18 protein-coding genes are annotated in these 15,870 nt (G+C 65.3%); 5 read left to right on the forward strand and 13 right to left on the reverse strand.

Translation table 11 applies throughout. The features are described 5' to 3' along the window. The first annotated feature begins 79 nt into the window (after nt 1-79). A complete protein-coding gene (ilvD, locus tag J2R80_RS35780) occupies nt 80-1,924 on the forward strand; it encodes a dihydroxy-acid dehydratase (protein ID WP_076833416.1) in 1,845 nt (614 codons plus the stop codon). 241 nt (nt 1,925-2,165) lie between these two features. Here ilvD and J2R80_RS35785 read toward each other — a convergent pair whose 3' ends face one another. The 4 genes from J2R80_RS35785 to J2R80_RS35800 form a co-directional block, all read right to left on the reverse strand. Next, entirely contained in the window at nt 2,166-2,378 is a 213-nt protein-coding gene (locus tag J2R80_RS35785; RefSeq protein ID WP_028345217.1) for a hypothetical protein, read from the reverse strand. 656 nt (nt 2,379-3,034) lie between these two features. Further along, nucleotides 3,035-4,084, reverse strand: coding sequence for a hydroxyacid dehydrogenase (locus J2R80_RS35790; RefSeq protein ID WP_253640249.1), 1,050 nt, complete (start codon nt 4,082-4,084; stop codon nt 3,035-3,037). A 15-nt stretch (nt 4,085-4,099) separates the two neighbouring features. Next, nucleotides 4,100-4,996 (reverse strand): amidohydrolase, encoded by an 897-nt coding sequence (locus tag J2R80_RS35795; RefSeq protein ID WP_253640250.1) that lies wholly within the window; start codon nt 4,994-4,996, stop codon nt 4,100-4,102. Between the two features lie 14 nt (nt 4,997-5,010). Continuing rightward, nucleotides 5,011-5,532 carry a tripartite tricarboxylate transporter substrate binding protein gene (locus J2R80_RS35800; protein WP_253640251.1) on the reverse strand — a complete coding sequence of 174 codons (522 nt, stop codon included), beginning with the start codon at nt 5,530-5,532 and terminating at the stop codon, nt 5,011-5,013. A 170-nt stretch (nt 5,533-5,702) separates the two neighbouring features. Between J2R80_RS35800 and J2R80_RS35805 the strand changes: the two genes are divergently transcribed. Continuing rightward, nucleotides 5,703-6,254, forward strand: coding sequence for a thiamine pyrophosphate-binding protein (locus J2R80_RS35805; protein ID WP_050405122.1), 552 nt, complete (start codon nt 5,703-5,705; stop codon nt 6,252-6,254). An 8-nt stretch (nt 6,255-6,262) separates the two neighbouring features. Continuing rightward, the gene (locus tag J2R80_RS35810) at nt 6,263-6,865 is read left to right on the forward strand and encodes a thiamine pyrophosphate-dependent enzyme (RefSeq protein ID WP_253640252.1); all 603 of its coding nucleotides are present in this window, start codon (nt 6,263-6,265) and stop codon (nt 6,863-6,865) included. A 156-nt stretch (nt 6,866-7,021) separates the two neighbouring features. On the opposite strand, the gene J2R80_RS35815 is transcribed toward J2R80_RS35810, so the two are convergent. From J2R80_RS35815 to J2R80_RS35830, 4 genes are all read right to left on the reverse strand, one after another. Continuing rightward, entirely contained in the window at nt 7,022-8,083 is a 1,062-nt protein-coding gene (locus tag J2R80_RS35815; RefSeq protein WP_057020278.1) for a ketopantoate reductase family protein, read from the reverse strand. A gap of 202 nt (nt 8,084-8,285) precedes the next feature. Beyond that, nucleotides 8,286-8,675 carry a DUF1236 domain-containing protein gene (locus J2R80_RS35820; protein WP_253640253.1) on the reverse strand — a complete coding sequence of 130 codons (390 nt, stop codon included), beginning with the start codon at nt 8,673-8,675 and terminating at the stop codon, nt 8,286-8,288. A 214-nt stretch (nt 8,676-8,889) separates the two neighbouring features. Beyond that, complete coding sequence (locus J2R80_RS35825; protein WP_057020277.1) at nt 8,890-9,669, reverse strand: NYN domain-containing protein; 780 nt, start codon at nt 9,667-9,669, stop codon at nt 8,890-8,892. Between the two features lie 148 nt (nt 9,670-9,817). Next, entirely contained in the window at nt 9,818-10,225 is a 408-nt protein-coding gene (locus J2R80_RS35830; RefSeq protein WP_057020276.1) for a hypothetical protein, read from the reverse strand. A 364-nt stretch (nt 10,226-10,589) separates the two neighbouring features. On the opposite strand from J2R80_RS35830, the gene J2R80_RS35835 reads away from it, so the two are divergent. Further along, entirely contained in the window at nt 10,590-12,002 is a 1,413-nt protein-coding gene (locus J2R80_RS35835; protein WP_253640254.1) for an MFS transporter, read from the forward strand. Nucleotides 12,003-12,108: 106 nt separating this feature from the next. Beyond that, nucleotides 12,109-12,867 carry a GntR family transcriptional regulator gene (locus J2R80_RS35840; protein ID WP_057020274.1) on the forward strand — a complete coding sequence of 253 codons (759 nt, stop codon included), beginning with the start codon at nt 12,109-12,111 and terminating at the stop codon, nt 12,865-12,867. 6 nt (nt 12,868-12,873) lie between these two features. Here the strand turns inward: J2R80_RS35840 and J2R80_RS35845 are convergent, their stop codons facing one another. The 5 genes from J2R80_RS35845 to J2R80_RS35865 are packed head-to-tail and all read right to left on the reverse strand — an operon-like array spanning nt 12,874 to nt 15,738. After that, nucleotides 12,874-13,983, reverse strand: coding sequence for a Zn-dependent alcohol dehydrogenase (locus tag J2R80_RS35845; RefSeq protein ID WP_253640255.1), 1,110 nt, complete (start codon nt 13,981-13,983; stop codon nt 12,874-12,876). A 35-nt stretch (nt 13,984-14,018) separates the two neighbouring features. Continuing rightward, nucleotides 14,019-14,327, reverse strand: coding sequence for a DUF6166 domain-containing protein (locus J2R80_RS35850; RefSeq protein ID WP_229189927.1), 309 nt, complete (start codon nt 14,325-14,327; stop codon nt 14,019-14,021). 39 nt (nt 14,328-14,366) lie between these two features. After that, the gene (locus J2R80_RS35855; RefSeq protein WP_024579640.1) at nt 14,367-14,564 is read right to left on the reverse strand and encodes a hypothetical protein; all 198 of its coding nucleotides are present in this window, start codon (nt 14,562-14,564) and stop codon (nt 14,367-14,369) included. A gap of 12 nt (nt 14,565-14,576) precedes the next feature. Next, nucleotides 14,577-14,954 (reverse strand): hypothetical protein, encoded by a 378-nt coding sequence (locus tag J2R80_RS35860; RefSeq protein WP_057020272.1) that lies wholly within the window; start codon nt 14,952-14,954, stop codon nt 14,577-14,579. Then, the gene (locus tag J2R80_RS35865; protein WP_253640256.1) at nt 14,941-15,738 is read right to left on the reverse strand and encodes a sterol desaturase family protein; all 798 of its coding nucleotides are present in this window, start codon (nt 15,736-15,738) and stop codon (nt 14,941-14,943) included. The genes J2R80_RS35860 and J2R80_RS35865 overlap by 14 nt, the downstream gene beginning before the upstream one ends. Between the last annotated feature and the right edge of the window lie 132 nt (nt 15,739-15,870).

A 15,870-nucleotide genomic window follows, 5' to 3' on the forward strand; every position in this document is an offset into this window, starting at 1 on the left:
CCGCATCCACGGGCAGGCATAAGGAGCGCCAACTCCCCTAAAAAATCGCCTTAGCCCAAGGATTTGAGAAGGATTTACGATGCCCGCCTATCGCTCCCGCACCACCACCCACGGCCGCAACATGGCGGGTGCACGCGGCCTCTGGCGCGCCACCGGCATGAAGAACGAGGACTTCGGCAAGCCGATCATCGCGGTGGTCAATTCCTTCACCCAGTTCGTGCCCGGCCACGTCCATTTGCAGAATCTCGGCCAACTGGTCGCGCGCGAGATCGAGAAGGCCGGCGGGGTGGCAAAAGAGTTCAACACCATTGCGGTCGATGACGGCATCGCGATGGGGCATGACGGCATGCTGTACAGCCTGCCCTCGCGCGAATTGATCGCCGACAGCGTCGAATACATGGTCAACGCGCATTGCGCCGACGCGATGGTCTGCATCTCCAACTGCGACAAGATCACGCCCGGCATGCTGATGGCGACGCTGCGGCTCAACATCCCGACCGTGTTCGTCTCGGGCGGACCGATGGAGTCGGGCAAGATCGTGCTCAAGGGCAAGAAGCGCGCGGTCGATCTGATCGACGCGATGGTCGCGGCCGCCGACTCCAACGTGTCGGACGAGGACGTCGCGGTGATCGAGCGCTCGGCCTGCCCGACCTGCGGCTCCTGCTCCGGCATGTTCACCGCGAACTCGATGAACTGCCTGACCGAGGCGCTTGGCCTCGCGCTGCCCGGCAACGGCTCGGTGCTGGCGACCCACGCCGACCGCAAGAGCCTGTTCGTCGAGGCCGGCCATCTGATCGTCGACCTCGCCCGCCGCTACTACGAGCAGGACGACGCCAGGGTGCTGCCGCGCAACATCGCGAACTTCAAGTCGTTCGAGAACGCGATGACGCTCGATATCGCGATGGGCGGCTCGACCAACACCGTGCTGCATCTGCTCGCCGCCGCGCGCGAGGGCGAAGTGCCGTTCACGATGACCGATATCGACCGCCTGTCACGCAAGGTGCCGGTGCTCTGCAAGGTCGCGCCCTCGGTGCAGGACGTCCACATGGAGGACGTGCATCACGCCGGCGGCATCATGGCGATCCTGGGCGAGCTCGACCGCGCCAAGCTGCTCACGACCGACGGGCCGACCGTGCATGCAGCAACGCTGGACGATGCGCTGAACCGCTGGGACGTCGTGCGGACCACAAGCGACAAGGTACGCAACTTCTATTGCGCCGCGCCGGGCGGCGTGCCGACCCAGGAGGCGTTCAGCCAGGACCGCCGCTTCGACGAGGTCGATCTCGACCGCGCCAAGGGCTGCATCCGCGACGCCGCGCACGCCTATTCCAAGGACGGCGGCCTCGCCGTGCTGTTCGGCAATCTTGCGGAAGACGGCTGCATCGTGAAGACCGCCGGCGTCGACGAGAGCATTCTGAAGTTCTCAGGTCCCGCCCGCATCTTCGAGAGCCAGGACGCATCGGTCGAAGCCATCCTTGGCAACAAGGTGAAGGCCGGCGACGTCGTGCTGATCCGCTATGAGGGACCGCGCGGCGGCCCGGGCATGCAGGAGATGCTGTACCCGACCAGCTATCTGAAGTCGAAAGGCCTCGGAAAGGCCTGTGCGCTGATCACCGACGGCCGCTTCTCGGGCGGATCGTCGGGCCTGTCGATCGGCCACGTCTCGCCGGAAGCCGCCGAAGGCGGCCTGATCGGCCTCGTCGAGGAAGGCGATATCATCGAGTTCGACATCCCGAACCGCAAGGTCAACCTCAAGGTCGACGATGCCGAGCTGAAGCGCCGTCGCGCAGCGATGGAAGCCAGGGGCAACGCGGCCTGGAAGCCGGCAGCGCCACGCAAGCGCGCCGTCTCAACCGCGCTGAAGGCCTATGCGGCGTTCGCCAGCAGCGCGGCCAAGGGCGCGGTTCGCATCCTGCCGGAGTGATCGGGGCGAGCTGAACTCGGCCGTTCACTTCGCAAGAGCGAGTTGGCTTCTTCTGTGTCATTGCGAGCGCAGCGAAGCAATCCATCTGTCCGCACATGCGGAACCATGGATTGCTTCCACGCTTCAGCGCAAAATTGCTCTGCAATTTTGTCGCGAGCTCCTCGCAATGACGACACCATTGGATCGCGCCCCAAACTCCCACAGGGAGAGGTCGGATGCAGCCACACGCGGTCCATCTGGTTCAGGCGTGCAAGTCGGCCGCCTCGATCCGGATGCGGTCGGCATGCAGTGACCAGTCGCACAGCGATTGTTCCTGGCAAAACTTGACCTTGGCCATCTCGGTGGCCTGGCCCTCGCTCGAGGCGTCGATCTCAAGCGCGCCCTGGCAAACCTCGCGCTCGCGGCCATTGCCGCCGAGCACGTCCTTCATGAAATGAACGACGAAGCGTGACATGGAACCCTCCCTGCTGCACCGGCAGAGCCCGGGGGTACCACGCTAGCACTAACACGAAAGGGTAGTGAGTTAATTCGGCTGATACGCGTGCGACTGTTCGCAGCGGGGAAAGCTACGCGCCGGCCTGCGGCAGGCTGGCGGCAGCGATCGCGACGATCTGCGCAAGACGGCGGCCGATCCTGGCGGGCGCGTTGCGGAGCAATGACTGGACCTGTCGCATGAACCTCTTCCTTCCGTGCCCGGAATGGACGGGCACCGACGGAAAATGGCGATTTCAGGCTAAGTCGTCGATATCTCAGGGAAAATAACAACGGACGCGTTGCGAGGCGGTCGTCCGGCAGTGGATTTATTGCCCCGATCGAGACTACGACGAAGGAGATTTTCTCCGGTGTTTTGGCGCGCGCAACAGCACTCGCACGGCTGGCCGTTTTGCGTGAGGGACACACCGGCGGAACCGTTCCCCTCTGCCCTTGCGGTAGATCTCCCCCGCAAGGCCTGGCGCTGCACGATTTCTGAATATTGGAAATGTACCCCTGAGTTGCCCGACGCGTCAAGCTGCCTGCTCGAACGCCGGCAGCCGCCGGCTCCTTTGCATGGGGTTGTTTTCGATATTTTGGCCGCGCGCAGCCGCGGCCCCCGCTGGGGAAGGCCCGACCCTATCCCGGCATGAACCCGAACGCCTTCTCGAACCGTCTTGCGTAGACCGACCACACCTCGGGATTGATGATGCGCGGCGGGCGCTTGCCGTCGAGGGCATCGAGGATCTGCTCGGCCGCGATCCGGCCCATGTTGATGCGCGCCTCGCGGGTGACGCCGGCGGTGTGCGGGCTCGCCAGCACATTGTCGAACTGCAGCAGCGGATGATCCGGCGGCGGCGGCTCCTTGTCCCAGACGTCGAGGCCCGCACCCGCGATTCGCTTTTCACGCAGCGCTTCCTCCAGCGCCTTCTCGTCGTGGATGAAGCCGCGCGCGGTGGTGACGAAATAGGCGTGCGGCTGCATCAGCGCGAACTGGCGCGCGCCGATCATGCCGCGGCTGTTCTTGTCCAGCGGACACGAGATCGAAACAAAGTCCGCGCGACGCAGGAGATCGTCGAGCTCGACCTTCTCCCCGCCCCGCTTTGCCATCTCATCCGCCGTGAGATAGGGATCGTAGGCGATCACCTTCATGTGCAGGAGGCCCCTGCACAGCTCGGCGATGCGGCGGCCGACATTGCCGAGACCGACGATGCCGACGGTCTTCTCCTTCAGCTCGTTGCCGATCAGGTCGTTGCGGTTGACATTGGCCTCGCGCCGCAGCCTGCGGTCGGACTGGATGATCCGCTTCGACAGCGTCAGCATCATGCCGAGCGCGTGTTCGGCGACCGAATTGGCGTTGCCGCCGGACTGGTTGACGACCAGCACGCCCGCCGCGGTGCAGGCATCGACATCGACGGGATCGAAGCCGGCACCATTCGACGACACGATCAGAAGATTCGGCGCACGCTTCAAAAGCTCGGCATGGGCATGGAAATGCGGCGCCAGCTCATCGCGCGCCGCGCCGATCTGATAGGCGTGCGCGTCGGCGAGAACAGGCGCGAACGTCGCCTCCGGCGTCTCGTTCTCGAGACGATCAAGCCTGACGTCCGGCCGCTTCTTCAGGATATCGACGTAGATCTCGTGGGCGAGGTATTTGACGTAGAACACGCGCTTGTTGTTGACGGTCATGTCTTCGAGCAGCTTTCAGTTTGGGAAGCCATAGAGTCGTGCGGGATTGTCGACGAGGATACGGTGCCGGGTCGCCGCGTCCGGCGTCCAGTCCTGGAACAGCGTCAGCAGATGGCCAGCGTCGGGCATTTCGCCTTCGACCCGCGGATGCGGCCAGTCGCCGCCCCACACCAGCCTTTCAGGATTGGTCGACACCAGCGCCTCGTGGAACGGCCGCGCATCGGGATAATCAGGGGCCCGCCGGCTCAGGCGATGCGCGCCCGAGAGCTTGGCCCAGCACCAGCCTTCGTCCACCGCACGCAGCAGGCTCTGAAAGCCCGCGGTGTTGATGCCGGCGGCAGCATCGGTGCGGCCCATGTGATCGACCACGACCGGCAAGCCGAGCGTCTTCAGCGTCGGGATCGTGTCAGGCAAATCCTTCACGTCGATCCAGAGCTGCAGATGCCAGCCGAGTTCGGCCATCACGCCCGCATGCGTCTCGGCAACGTTCAAGGGAATGCCGCCGCGATAGTGCAACTGCCCGCCGCGGAAGAAATGGTTGAAGCGCAGGCCGCGGACGCCGAGCACATGCCATTGCCGCAGCGTGCCTGCCGCCACATCGGCATCGGCCACCGCGACGCCGCGCAGCCGCGCGGGCTCACGCTGCAACGCATCCAGCATCGCCGAATTGTCGTGGCCGTGCGCGCTGCCCTGCACCAGCACGCCGCGGGCGAAACCGAGTGTATCGAGCATGCCGAGATAGGTCGCGAGCGGCGCGTCCGGCGGCGTGTAGCTGCGATCGCCGGCATAGGGGAAGCGGTCAGCCGGGCCGAACACATGCGCATGCGTATCGCAGGCCTTCGGCGGCAGCTTGTCCCTTGGCGGCGTCACCGGACGCGGCGGCAGGCAGGCGGGAATTTCCGACGCAGCCATGTTCTATTCCGCCTTCATGCCGGCGGCCTTGATGATCGGCCCCCACTTGTCGTAGTCGGCCTTGATCTTGGCGGCGAACTTGTCCGGCGTGGAGCCGATCGGGATCGCACCGAGCTTGCCGAGCCGCTCGTGAACGGCGAATCCGCGCGCACCAGCAGCACGTTCGGCGACGACGCCAAGAGCGAGATCGGCGAGAAATCCTTGAAGGTGTCGTAGGGCAGCTTTGGATAAAGGAACGGATTGGTGGCGTGGCCGCTCGCCACCATGATCAGATTGTAACCGTCGGGCGCGGAGGTCGCGATCGCCTGCGAGGCGATCACCCCGCCGGCGCCGGGCCGGTTCTCGACCACGATCGACTGCGTCCAGCTCTTCGACACCGCTTCGGCGAGCGTCCGCGTCAGCACATCGACGCCGCCGCCGGGCGGATAGGGAACGAGAATATGAACGGCCTTGGCCGGGAACGGCTGCGCGGACGCAAGCCCGGCCACAAAAATGGCCGCTGCCGCAATGGCGGTCCGCCAGACCCATCCGGCCATCGACGCCTCCCGTCCCTTTTTCGTTACGCCTGTATCGCACGTTGGTCCGGCGCTGCGATGGCCGAATTCCGCAGATCGCGTTGCGGCCGCGACATGTTGACAATCGCAGGCACCGCGTCAAGTTTCGTGCGGCAAGCGGCCACCAGCGTCGCACGAGCAGGGAGAACAGGATGGCGGCCGCGGAACAAGCCTCGTCCCAGAAGACGGCGACCACCTGGCACGGCATCGTGCTGCAGACGCTGAAGCGGAACGAGATCAAGCTCGTGCCCTACGTGCCCGACCGGGTGCTGACCACGCTGATCAAGGACCTGCACGCCGATCCCTACTTCACGACATTTCCGACCGCGCGCGAGGAAGAAGCGGTCGGCATCGTTTCCGGTGCCTGGATGGCGGGCACGCGCGGCGCGGTGCTGATGCAGACCTCGGGCTTTGCCACGCTGGCCAATGTGCTGGCCTCGCTCGCGGTGCCCTACCAGATCCCGTTGATCATGTTCGTCTCCGAGCGCGGCACACTCGGCGAGTTCAACTACGGCCAGGCGCTGGTCTGCCGCACCATGCGCCCGGTGCTGGATTCGCTCGCCATGGAGCATCACACCATCACCCGGCTCGACGAGCTCGAATTCATTGCCGACCGCTCGATCAAGCAGGCCGTCACCACCCAGGCGCCGGTGGCACTGATCCTCTCGCCGTTGCTGACCGGCGGCAAGACCTTCGACAAGTGAGATCAGCCATGACCAGCACCCCCGCGCGCAACACCAAGGTGATGAACCGCTTCGAGCTCACCCAGCGCCTCGTCGCCGGGCTGAAGGACGAGGCCGTGATCGGCGGCATCGGCAACACCAATTTCGACCTCTGGGCCGCCGGCCACCGCCCGCAGAATTTCTACATGCTGGGCAGCATGGGCCTCGCCTTCCCGATCGCGCTCGGCGTCGCGCTGGCGCAGCCGAAGCGGCGCGTATTCGCACTCGAAGGCGACGGCTCGCTGCTGATGCAGCTCGGCTGCCTCTCGACCATCGCGACACTGGCGCCGAAGAATCTCACCATGGTGGTGATGGACAACGGTATGTACCAGATCACGGGCGCGCAGCCGACGCCGGCCGCCGGCCATACCGATATCGTTCAGGTCGCAATCGCCAGCGGCATCGCGAGCAGCTCGTGGGCCGCCGACGAGGACGATTTCGAGCGACTGATCGAGCAGTCGAAACAGGCCTCCGGCCCAACCTTGATCGGCGTCCGCATCGACGACAAGCCCGGCACCGGCACCACCCGCCGCGACCCCGTGCAGATCCGCGAGCGGTTTATGCATGGGATGGGGGTGAGGCAGCTGCTCTAGATAAGAAGGCGCCTGCGACCGACGCATCCGTCATTGCGAGGAGCTCGCGACAAAATTGCAGAGCAATCTTGCGCTGAAGCGACGAAGCAATCCATGCATCCGCGCATGCGGCTGGATGGATTGCTTCGCTGCGCTCGCAATGACGGCTGTGGCCACTCAATTCAACCTCAGCTCCGTGATGTGCCGCGGATCCGGCGCGAGCTCGCCGCGTTCGACGCGCTTGACGATGTCGGTCAGCGCGGCATTGGCGTTGCACGCGATGCCGAGCGTCTCGCCTTCGCTGACCACGAGCCCGTTGAGGAATTCGATCTCGGTGCGGCGGCCCTTCTGCATGTCCTGGCCCATCGAGGGACGCTGCGCCGATGAGGTGCGCTTGGCATCCTTGAAGCGCTGCTCGTCGCAGGCGCGCGTTGCGGCCTCGTCGCCCTCGCCGGCGCGGGCGATGGTCTCGGGCGGCAGATGCAGGATCTCCTCCAGCTGATAACCCTGCGCCTGGCCGACGCGGATCGCCTCGCTGCCGAGCCGGGTCGAGAAGCGGCGCAGCGGTTCGCTTTGCAGCACCTCGCCGCCCGCCAGACCCGTGCAGGCCGAGAGCCCGTTGCCCATCACGTTGGCGACGAGCTTGGACCAGCGCTCGCCCCAGAGATTGGAGGTGACCTTGGCGCTGTCGGAATAACCGACCAGGCGGCAGACTTCCTCCGCCCGCGCGGTGATCCGGCCATGCACCTCGCCGGCGCGAAACACGGTGTGGGCGGCCCCGCCCTTGCCGGCGCCGCGGTGGATATGGCCCGGCTCCGGCAAATTGACGGTGATGCTGCTCGCGATGCAGCCGAGCGTCTTGCCCCAGCCGACGATGCCGGCGATGGTCTCCTCGTTCATACAGTTCTGCAGCGAGACGACGTAACCGTCCGCCGCCAGATATTGCCGGATCAGCATGGTGGCCCAGGCGGTGTCGTAGGACTTCATGCAGACGAAGGCGATGTCGACCGGTTTCTCTTTCGCCAGCTGCTGCGCGTCGGTGACATCAAGCGCGCGCACCGGCACCGAGAATTCCGCGACGTCCATCGCGTGCGTGACGCGCAGGCCGTGCTTGCGCATGTGCTCGACATGCGCGGGCCAGGGATCGATGAAGGTGACGTCCTCCCCCGCCTGCACCATATGCGCACCGGCGTAGCCGCCGACAGCGCCCGCGCCGACGATCGCGATCTTCCGAGCCATGCTTCCATCCCCTGTTCTTGATTGAGACGAACGCTGGCTGCGTCCATCCGTTGCGGATCAGTCTAGGGGATCGCGGCGTCAGGCCAACCGGTCGCTTCATGAAAAAAGCGGGCCTGTGCCATACCAGTATTCATGGGACTCAGGAAAATCCCCGCGGGCGATGGGCCCGCGAGGATCTTCGTAGTCAGACGTCTCGACGCGATCAGTCGATGATCTTGACGATCCGGCGGGTGCGCGGCTCCACGATCACGCGGCGATCATTGACGACCGCATAGCGATACTCGGTGTAGCGCGGCACCGGGCGCAGCACGACGGTGTCGGGCAGCGGCTCGCCGACGACGACGCGTTCACGCACCACCACCGACGGCTCATTGCGCGGGATCGACGTGATCACCGCATTCGGAATCTCGAGGCCGGCGCCGACCGCGGCACCCACCGTGCCGCCGACGATCTCGCCGACAGGCCCCGCGATTTCGCCGCCAGCCCGCGCGCCGTTCGCGGCACCCGCCGCAGTCGTGGACTGCGCGAAGGCCGAGCCGGACGCGAGCATCGACGCAGCAGCGACAAGGGACACAGCAAAACGCTTGTTCATGATTCTCCTCCTCCGAATTGATCGATGCCCCCTCAACATCGCAAGCAACGAGAACGTTCCAGTTCCAACGCTGCAACCCGCGCAACGCCAGTTCCGCGCGCAATTCGCTTGATTCCGGCACGAACGAAAATGCTGCTCCGAACAACCTTCGAAGCAGCATTCATCCTGGGTTCAGATTCAGAGATCGTGCAGAACAGACCGCACTGCGCGCCGTTCATTCCGGCGATTTTTGATCGGCTCGCCGTCTCGGAGCTCGCCGTCTTGGCGGCGGTGCAGCCGCTGGCTTGATGCGAATTCGCATCGTCCCGCCTTTCGATTCGATCTCGAAAGCGTTGGTCCTGCGCACCAGTTCGCCGAGGGTGCGGAAGCCGTAGGTCCTCTGATCGAAATCCGACGCGAAATTAGCCAGCTGCCGTCCGACCTCGCCAAGCGTGACCCAGCCGTCTTCGCTCGCCATCTGGCTGATGACCTTCTTGATGATCGGCGTGGCAGCCTCCGGCGGCTGCAACGGCTGCGCCCGCACGGCGGCATCCTGATTGCTCGGCGCGCCGCCGCGCAGATTCTCGGTATAGACGAACCGGCGGCAGGCCTGCCGAAAACTCTCCGGCGTCTTCTGCTCGCCGAACCCGAACACGTCGATGCCGTGCTCGCGGATGCGGGCGGCAAGCCGGGTGAAATCGCTGTCCGACGACACCAGGCAGAAGCCATCGAACCGGCCGCTGTGCAGCAGGTCCATGGCGTCGATCACCAAGGTGATGTCGGATGCATTCTTCCCGGTCGTATAGGCGAATTGCTGCTGCGGGATAATGGCGTGCTTCGACAGGATGTCGGCCCAGCCCTTGGACCTGGGATTGGAGAAGTCGCCGTAGATCCGGCGCACGCTGGCCTCGCCGATCTTGGCGATCTCCTCGAACAGCCCATCGGCGATCTTCGCAGATGCGTTGTCGGCGTCGATCAGGACGGCCAGACGAGGCGAACGGAGTTCGGAAGGCATGGCATTTCTCGGCTGGGACAGGATGAATGGACAATTCCGCAGACAGCTGCGGAACCGGCGCAGCTGCCGTATCGGAGCACATCGCGCGTCCCAAGCATAGGCGGCATCGCCAAGACGTCGCGGCGATGCCAGCCTTGAGGCGGCGAGGTCAGATCACCTCGCCCAAGTCGATCGCCCGCCTGGCGAACTCGATGGCCTTCTCGGCGGTGATCGCGTCCGCTGTGGTCGTCGCCTCGTCGCGCACTGACGGCGGCGAAGCGATCCGGATCTTCTTGCCGTTCGAACGGCGGATGGTCGCGCGCCAGCGATCGATGTCGCGCCGGTAGGCATCGATGACAAAATCCCGATAGGCGACACCGCTCATCAGCGGCTGAATCGATACCGCTTCGACAGTGAGCGGCCGGCTTGCGATGTCGCGCACCATCTCGACAATCGTCTCGACGGCATGCTCACGCGCGACGCCGGTCGCGTCCCTGAGCAGGTAGTTCACCGCCGCGCCGATCTGCGCCCTCGCGCGATCGTCGCTCGCAAAATCCAGATCGGCCTGAACTGACATATGGGGAAAACGCCTCCGCCCGACGCAACATCGGATACCTCCAGGCATCCGGCACCTTGCAACTACGTGACGTTTAGTCGGCTCCCCATTAAAGCCGGATTATCCGTTAGCCCCCGATTTCTCGGATGCCGTTAACCGGCTCTTGATGCCGCTTCACAGGATGCTCGACGCGACAAGGATGGTCGGCCGGATCACGGGAGGACCGCGCTACGCGCCGATGTGTTCGCGGCCTCACCCGCTGCCGCAGCCCGGTCCGTGCCGCCAATTCGCGCGTGATCAGCAATTGACATATCACTGCTATCCGTGTGACATTTTATTAAAAGGGCCGACAAGAGCCCATCAATGTCTACTTGGGGAGGCAGCAATGACCATTTCCGACGTCACCGCGGCAGCGGGAAGCCGGGCTCCGGCCGCCGTTGCGCGAACCGCGCAGGCGCAGCAGGTCGCCGATATCGCGGCGCGGCTCGAACGCCTGCCGCTCACCGCCTATCAGCGCTGGATCTTCGGAATCATCGCGACCGCGTGGTTCTTCGACAGCATGGATCTGGCCGCGCTCACCTTCGTGCTCGGTTCGATCCGCCAGACCTTCGGCCTGTCGACGGCGGAAACCGGGCTGCTGTCCAGCATGAGCTTCCTCGGCATGTTCGCGGGCGCCGCGTCCGCCGGCCTGCTCGCCGACCGTTTCGGCCGCGCCCGCGTCTTCCAGGTCAGCATGATCTTCTGGGGACTGGGCAGCCTGTGCTGCGGTCTGTCCACCACGGCGACCGCGCTCGGTGCGTCCCGCCTGCTGCTCGGCTTCGGCATGGGCATGGAGTTTCCGGTCGCGCAGTCGATGGTCTCGGAGATCATGCCGGCGCGCAACCGCGGCCGCTACATCGCGTTCCTCGAAGGATTCTGGCCGCTCGGCTTCATCGCGTCGGGCTTGTTGACCTACTTCGTGCTGCAGGTCGCCGACTGGCGCTGGGTCTTCATCCTGCAGGCAATCCCGGCCGTGTTCGTGCTGGTGGTGCGCCGCTTCGTTCCGGAATCGCCGCGCTGGCTTGCGTCCCACGGTTATTCGGAGCGGGCCGAAGCGACCGTGCGCGACATCGAATCCAGGGTCCGCGACCGTCTCGGCGGCAAGGAGCTGCCGCCGGTGGTGCGCCAAGTGGCCGCCCCCGCGTCCGAAGTGACCGGCCTGAGAACGCTGTTTTCGGGCATCTATGCCAAGCGGACCACGATGTTGTGGACCCTGTGGTTTTTCGCGCTGCTCGGCTTCTACGGCCTGACCACGTGGCTCGGCGCGCTGCTGCAGGCCAAGGGCTTCCCGATCACCAAATCGGTGTTCTACACCATCCTGATCTCGCTCGCGGGGATCCCCGGCTTCCTGGTCTCGGCGTGGCTCGTCGAATCCTGGGGCCGCAAGGCGACGCTGGTGATGAACCTGCTCTGCGGCGCGATCGCCTGCCATTTCTACGGCTCGGCGGCGGACCAGACCCAGCTCATCATTGCCGGCCTCTGCATGCAATTCTTCCTGTTCGGCATGTGGTCGGCGCTCTACGCCTATACGCCCGAACTGTACCCGACCCATGTCCGCGCCACCGGAACGGGCTTTGCCTCCGCGGTCGGCCGAATCGGTTCGCTGATCGGCCCCTATGTGATCGGCGTGATCCTGCCGGCGGCCGGACAAGGCGGCGTGTTTGCGCTCGGCGCCGGCGCGTTCGTGGTGGCGGCGCTTGCGGTGCTGTTGCTCGGCGAGGAAACCCGCGGCCGGACGCTGGAAAGCATTTCGCACTGATGGGCGCGCGGCGCGCCGTCCGGTTCGGCGCGGCGCCGATCGACCGGCCTTGTCATTGCCATCGGGCGTGTGAGATATCTGCTGTACAGCAGCACTCACGATCCTGATGGTAAATTCGAGCAAACGATCCAGCACGGTGCGCGTGCGCACAGCAGGAAGCCGCCGGCCGGCACGGCAATCGTCCGCCGCCGGCGACAAGCCGCGCGGTTCCGCGCCGGCCCCGCTCCCGCAAAGCGACGTCACGCTCACCGATCGCGCCTATGCCGAGCTGGAAGAGCTGATCGTGACGCTGCAACTGCCGCCGGGCACCGCGCTCTCCGAGCTCGTGCTCGCCAAACGGCTCAACATCGGCCGAACCCCGATCCGCGAGGCCTTGCAGCGCCTGTCGCGCGACGGCCTCGTCAACATCCTGGCCCGCCGCGGCGTGCTGGTGTCCGAGATCGACCTCAGGGCCCAGCTGCGCCTGCTCGAAGTCCGGCGCGAGCTGGAACGGCTGATGGCGCGCGGCGCCGCCGAGCGCGCCACCAGCGAGCAGCGCACGCAGTTCTCGGAGATCGCCGCCGGCATGCGGCGCGCGGCGGAGAAATCCGACGACCTGCTGTTCATGCGGCTCGATCACCAGTTCAACACCCTGATCTCCGCGGCGTCGCGCAACGAGTTCGCCTCCCGCGCCATGGGCCTGATGCATGGCCTGTCGCGCCGGTTCTGGTACCAGCATTACAAGGAAGCGGCCGATTTGCCGCTCGCGGCGCGGCTGCATGCCGACGTCGCTGAAGCCATCGCCGAGCGCCGCGTCGACGCCGCGGGCGCGGCGTCCGACAGCCTGATCGACTACATCGAGAGTTTTGCACGTTCGACGCTGTAACGGCTCTCAGAGCTCGACGACCGTGCGGATCGAACGTCCGCGCCGCAGCGCCTCGAAGCCGTCATTGATGCTGTCGAGGCTGCAGCGGCCTGTGATCAGTTCGTCGAGCTTGAGCCGGCCAGCCAGATAGGCCTGCGCCAGAAAGGGAAAGTCGCGCCGTGGCCGCGCGCCGCCATAGCTCGAGCGGCGAAATCGCTTCTCGCCCATCAACGCGCCCCAGCGAAAACTCACGTCCCGCGTGACGTCGATCTTGCCGAGCCAGATCACCCCGCCGCCCGGCCGTACCGCCTCCGCGGTCTGCCGAAACGCGTTGGGATGGCCCGCCGCCTCGAGGATGACGTCGGCGCCGCGGCCGCCCGTCGCCTGCTTTGCGAACTGGACCGGGTCCTCGCGGGCCGCGTTGACGACGTGCGTGGCGCCGAGCTGCCGCGCCAGCGCCAGCTTTGCATCATCGAGGTCGACCGCGATGACAGCACCTGCGCCGGCAAGCCGGGCGCCCTGCACCGCTGCCAGCCCGACCGCGCCGCAGCCGGTGACCATCACGGTATCGCCGTGGCCGATCGCGGCGACGTTCAGCGCGGCGCCGACGCCGGTCATGACGCCGCAGCCGATCAGGCACGCGCGGTCGAACGGGATGTCGTTCGGCACGACGATCGCCTGCTGGGCCGGCAGCACGACATATTCCGAGAACGCGCCGAGGAACATCAGGTGCGTCAGCTTGCGTCCGTCCGCGAGCTGCGCCTTCGATGCGCCGTCGAAATGCACGCCTTCCGCGCCCCGCGCGAGGTAGGTCTCGCACAGGATCGGCTGCGCGCGGTCGCAGTGAAAGCAGTGCCCGCAATGCGGATTCCAGGACAGGATGACGTGATCGCCGACGCTGATGTCGCGCACCGCGCTGCCGATTTCCTCGACGATGCCTGCCGCCTCGTGCCCGAGGATCATCGGCAAGGGATAGCGCAACGATCCGTCGATGACTTCGAGATCGGTGTGGCAGAGCCCCGCGGCACGCACCTTCACCACGACGTCGGTCGGCATGGGCGGCGCAAGCGATACGCGCTCGACGGAAAGCGGCGTTCCGCTTTGATGCAGCACCGCCGCGCGACAGGTCAGGGTCATCTCAAGAATTCTCTGCCGGGGGCATCAGCACGGGCTCAGGCCGTCTGTCCGGAGCGCAGCGCCGCAACCGCCTCGTCGAGATCGGCCGAGGAGAGCTCCCATTCATTGTCGAAATTGGCGACGACGCGCCGCATGAAGCACTCGTGCAGCGCTTTCGCGGCAGCGGCATCGTGCAGATGGTCATAGAGCAGCGCGAAGGCCAGTTGTGCCGGCTCGGGCCCCTCGTAGCTCCATTCAAAGCCGTGCTCGGTGAGACGAAGCTGGTCGTAATGCGGTGACAGCGGCTTGCCGTCGACCAGCACCGAAATGCCGTCGATGGTGCGGTCCCCGGTATAGCTCGCCATCGGATCCTCCCTGTGCTGCAGCATCATATCAGAGCTCGGTCAGGATCCCGGCGGACGCATCTTGAGGTCCTTCTTGACGACCTCGGGGAAGATCCACATCGCGACGGTTGCGAACACGCCGAGGAAGGCGACCGCATAGCTCGGTCCCTGCTGTCCCAGATAGACCATGAAAAAATATCCGCAGGCCGCCGTGGCGAGGCAGGCCAGCGACAGCATGAGCTTGATGTGGCTTGGCATCGAGACCTCCCTTCAGGTTATCCACGTGGAAAAGGACGGCGCGGCGACGCGGACCAGCAGCGCGAGCGCGGCGATCATGGCGCAACAGGACAGCCGCAATCCCGCGCGTCCGTCGCGCCACCATTCCGGCAGCGCCTGAAACAGCCCGGGTAGAAACAAGAACAGCACGCCGCCGACGACAACGATTGTGGTCCAGCGCAATTCGGCCAGCGCGAATGCCAGCGTGCCGGCGAGCAGCATCACCCACAACGCGGTGGTCATCGTCACCGGCAGGACGGCGCGCCCGCGCAGCGGGTACATCCCGGCCAGTTGCAGGAAGCCGATGCAGCACACGCTCCACAGCAGGCCGAACCAGGCGAGACCGGCGAGATTGGGCTCAAGCTGCGGCATGCGGCACCGATTGCTCCTTCGCCATGACCCGCGGCGTCCGCGCCGTCCGGCGCATGTCGGTCTTCACATGGCGCGTGCTGTAGCCGTTGAAGATGTGGCCAAGCAGGCCGCGATTGAGATCGGAGGTGCCGAACACATAGTCCATCACCGGGAAGGTCAGGTTCATGTTCCGCTCCATCATGATCGACTGGTTGTGATGGGCGGTATGATGCCGGCGGATGGTGTTGACGAACGGCATGTTGCGCACGAAGGCATTTTCCTCGACGTGGCAGCAGAAATGCATGAACTCGTAGATCAGGTACATCGAGGTCGTCGTGGTGATCAGCAGCCAGCCGGTGTTGGCCGAGATCACAAGGCCCGCGACGATCGCCGGCGGGATCGACATCAGAGTAAACACCACGAGCGCATAGGGCGGGAAGAAGGTGACGCGCCAGTCGTGATGATCGGCGAAGCGCATCTCCTCCTCGGTGAAGAACTGATGGTGCATCAGGGTGTGGCGGCTGTAGACCGCGCGCAGCAAGGGCACATTCGAGGGCCGGTGCATGACGAAGCGGTGCACCGCCCATTCGAAGAAGTTTGCGATCAGGAAGACCACGGGAATGGTGAGGTATTCCCACCATTTCACGTCGTGCACATTGGCCAGATAGACGTACAGCGACGTGAAGCCGATCGTGTAGATCAGCACGACATGCAGCCAGCCATTGTACCAGCCCACCACGCGCTCGCGGTAGGTCGCGCGATATTTGCGCTGGCGGTCGGTCATCCCTGTTGCAGCCAACTCCATCGCGGGTCCCTCCGTCATTGATCTGATATATCAGTAGCACATCAGATGCAGAAGGCAAGCTTCGTCAGCCGCGCGCGGGTCCGGAAAAGAAGATGGTGCGGAACCCGCGCTGGAAGATCAGGAAGGCCTGGC

Origin of the sequence: Bradyrhizobium sp. USDA 4541, from assembly GCF_024171085.1 — a bacterium.
GTDB classification, from domain to species: domain Bacteria; phylum Pseudomonadota; class Alphaproteobacteria; order Rhizobiales; family Xanthobacteraceae; genus Bradyrhizobium; species Bradyrhizobium australafricanum.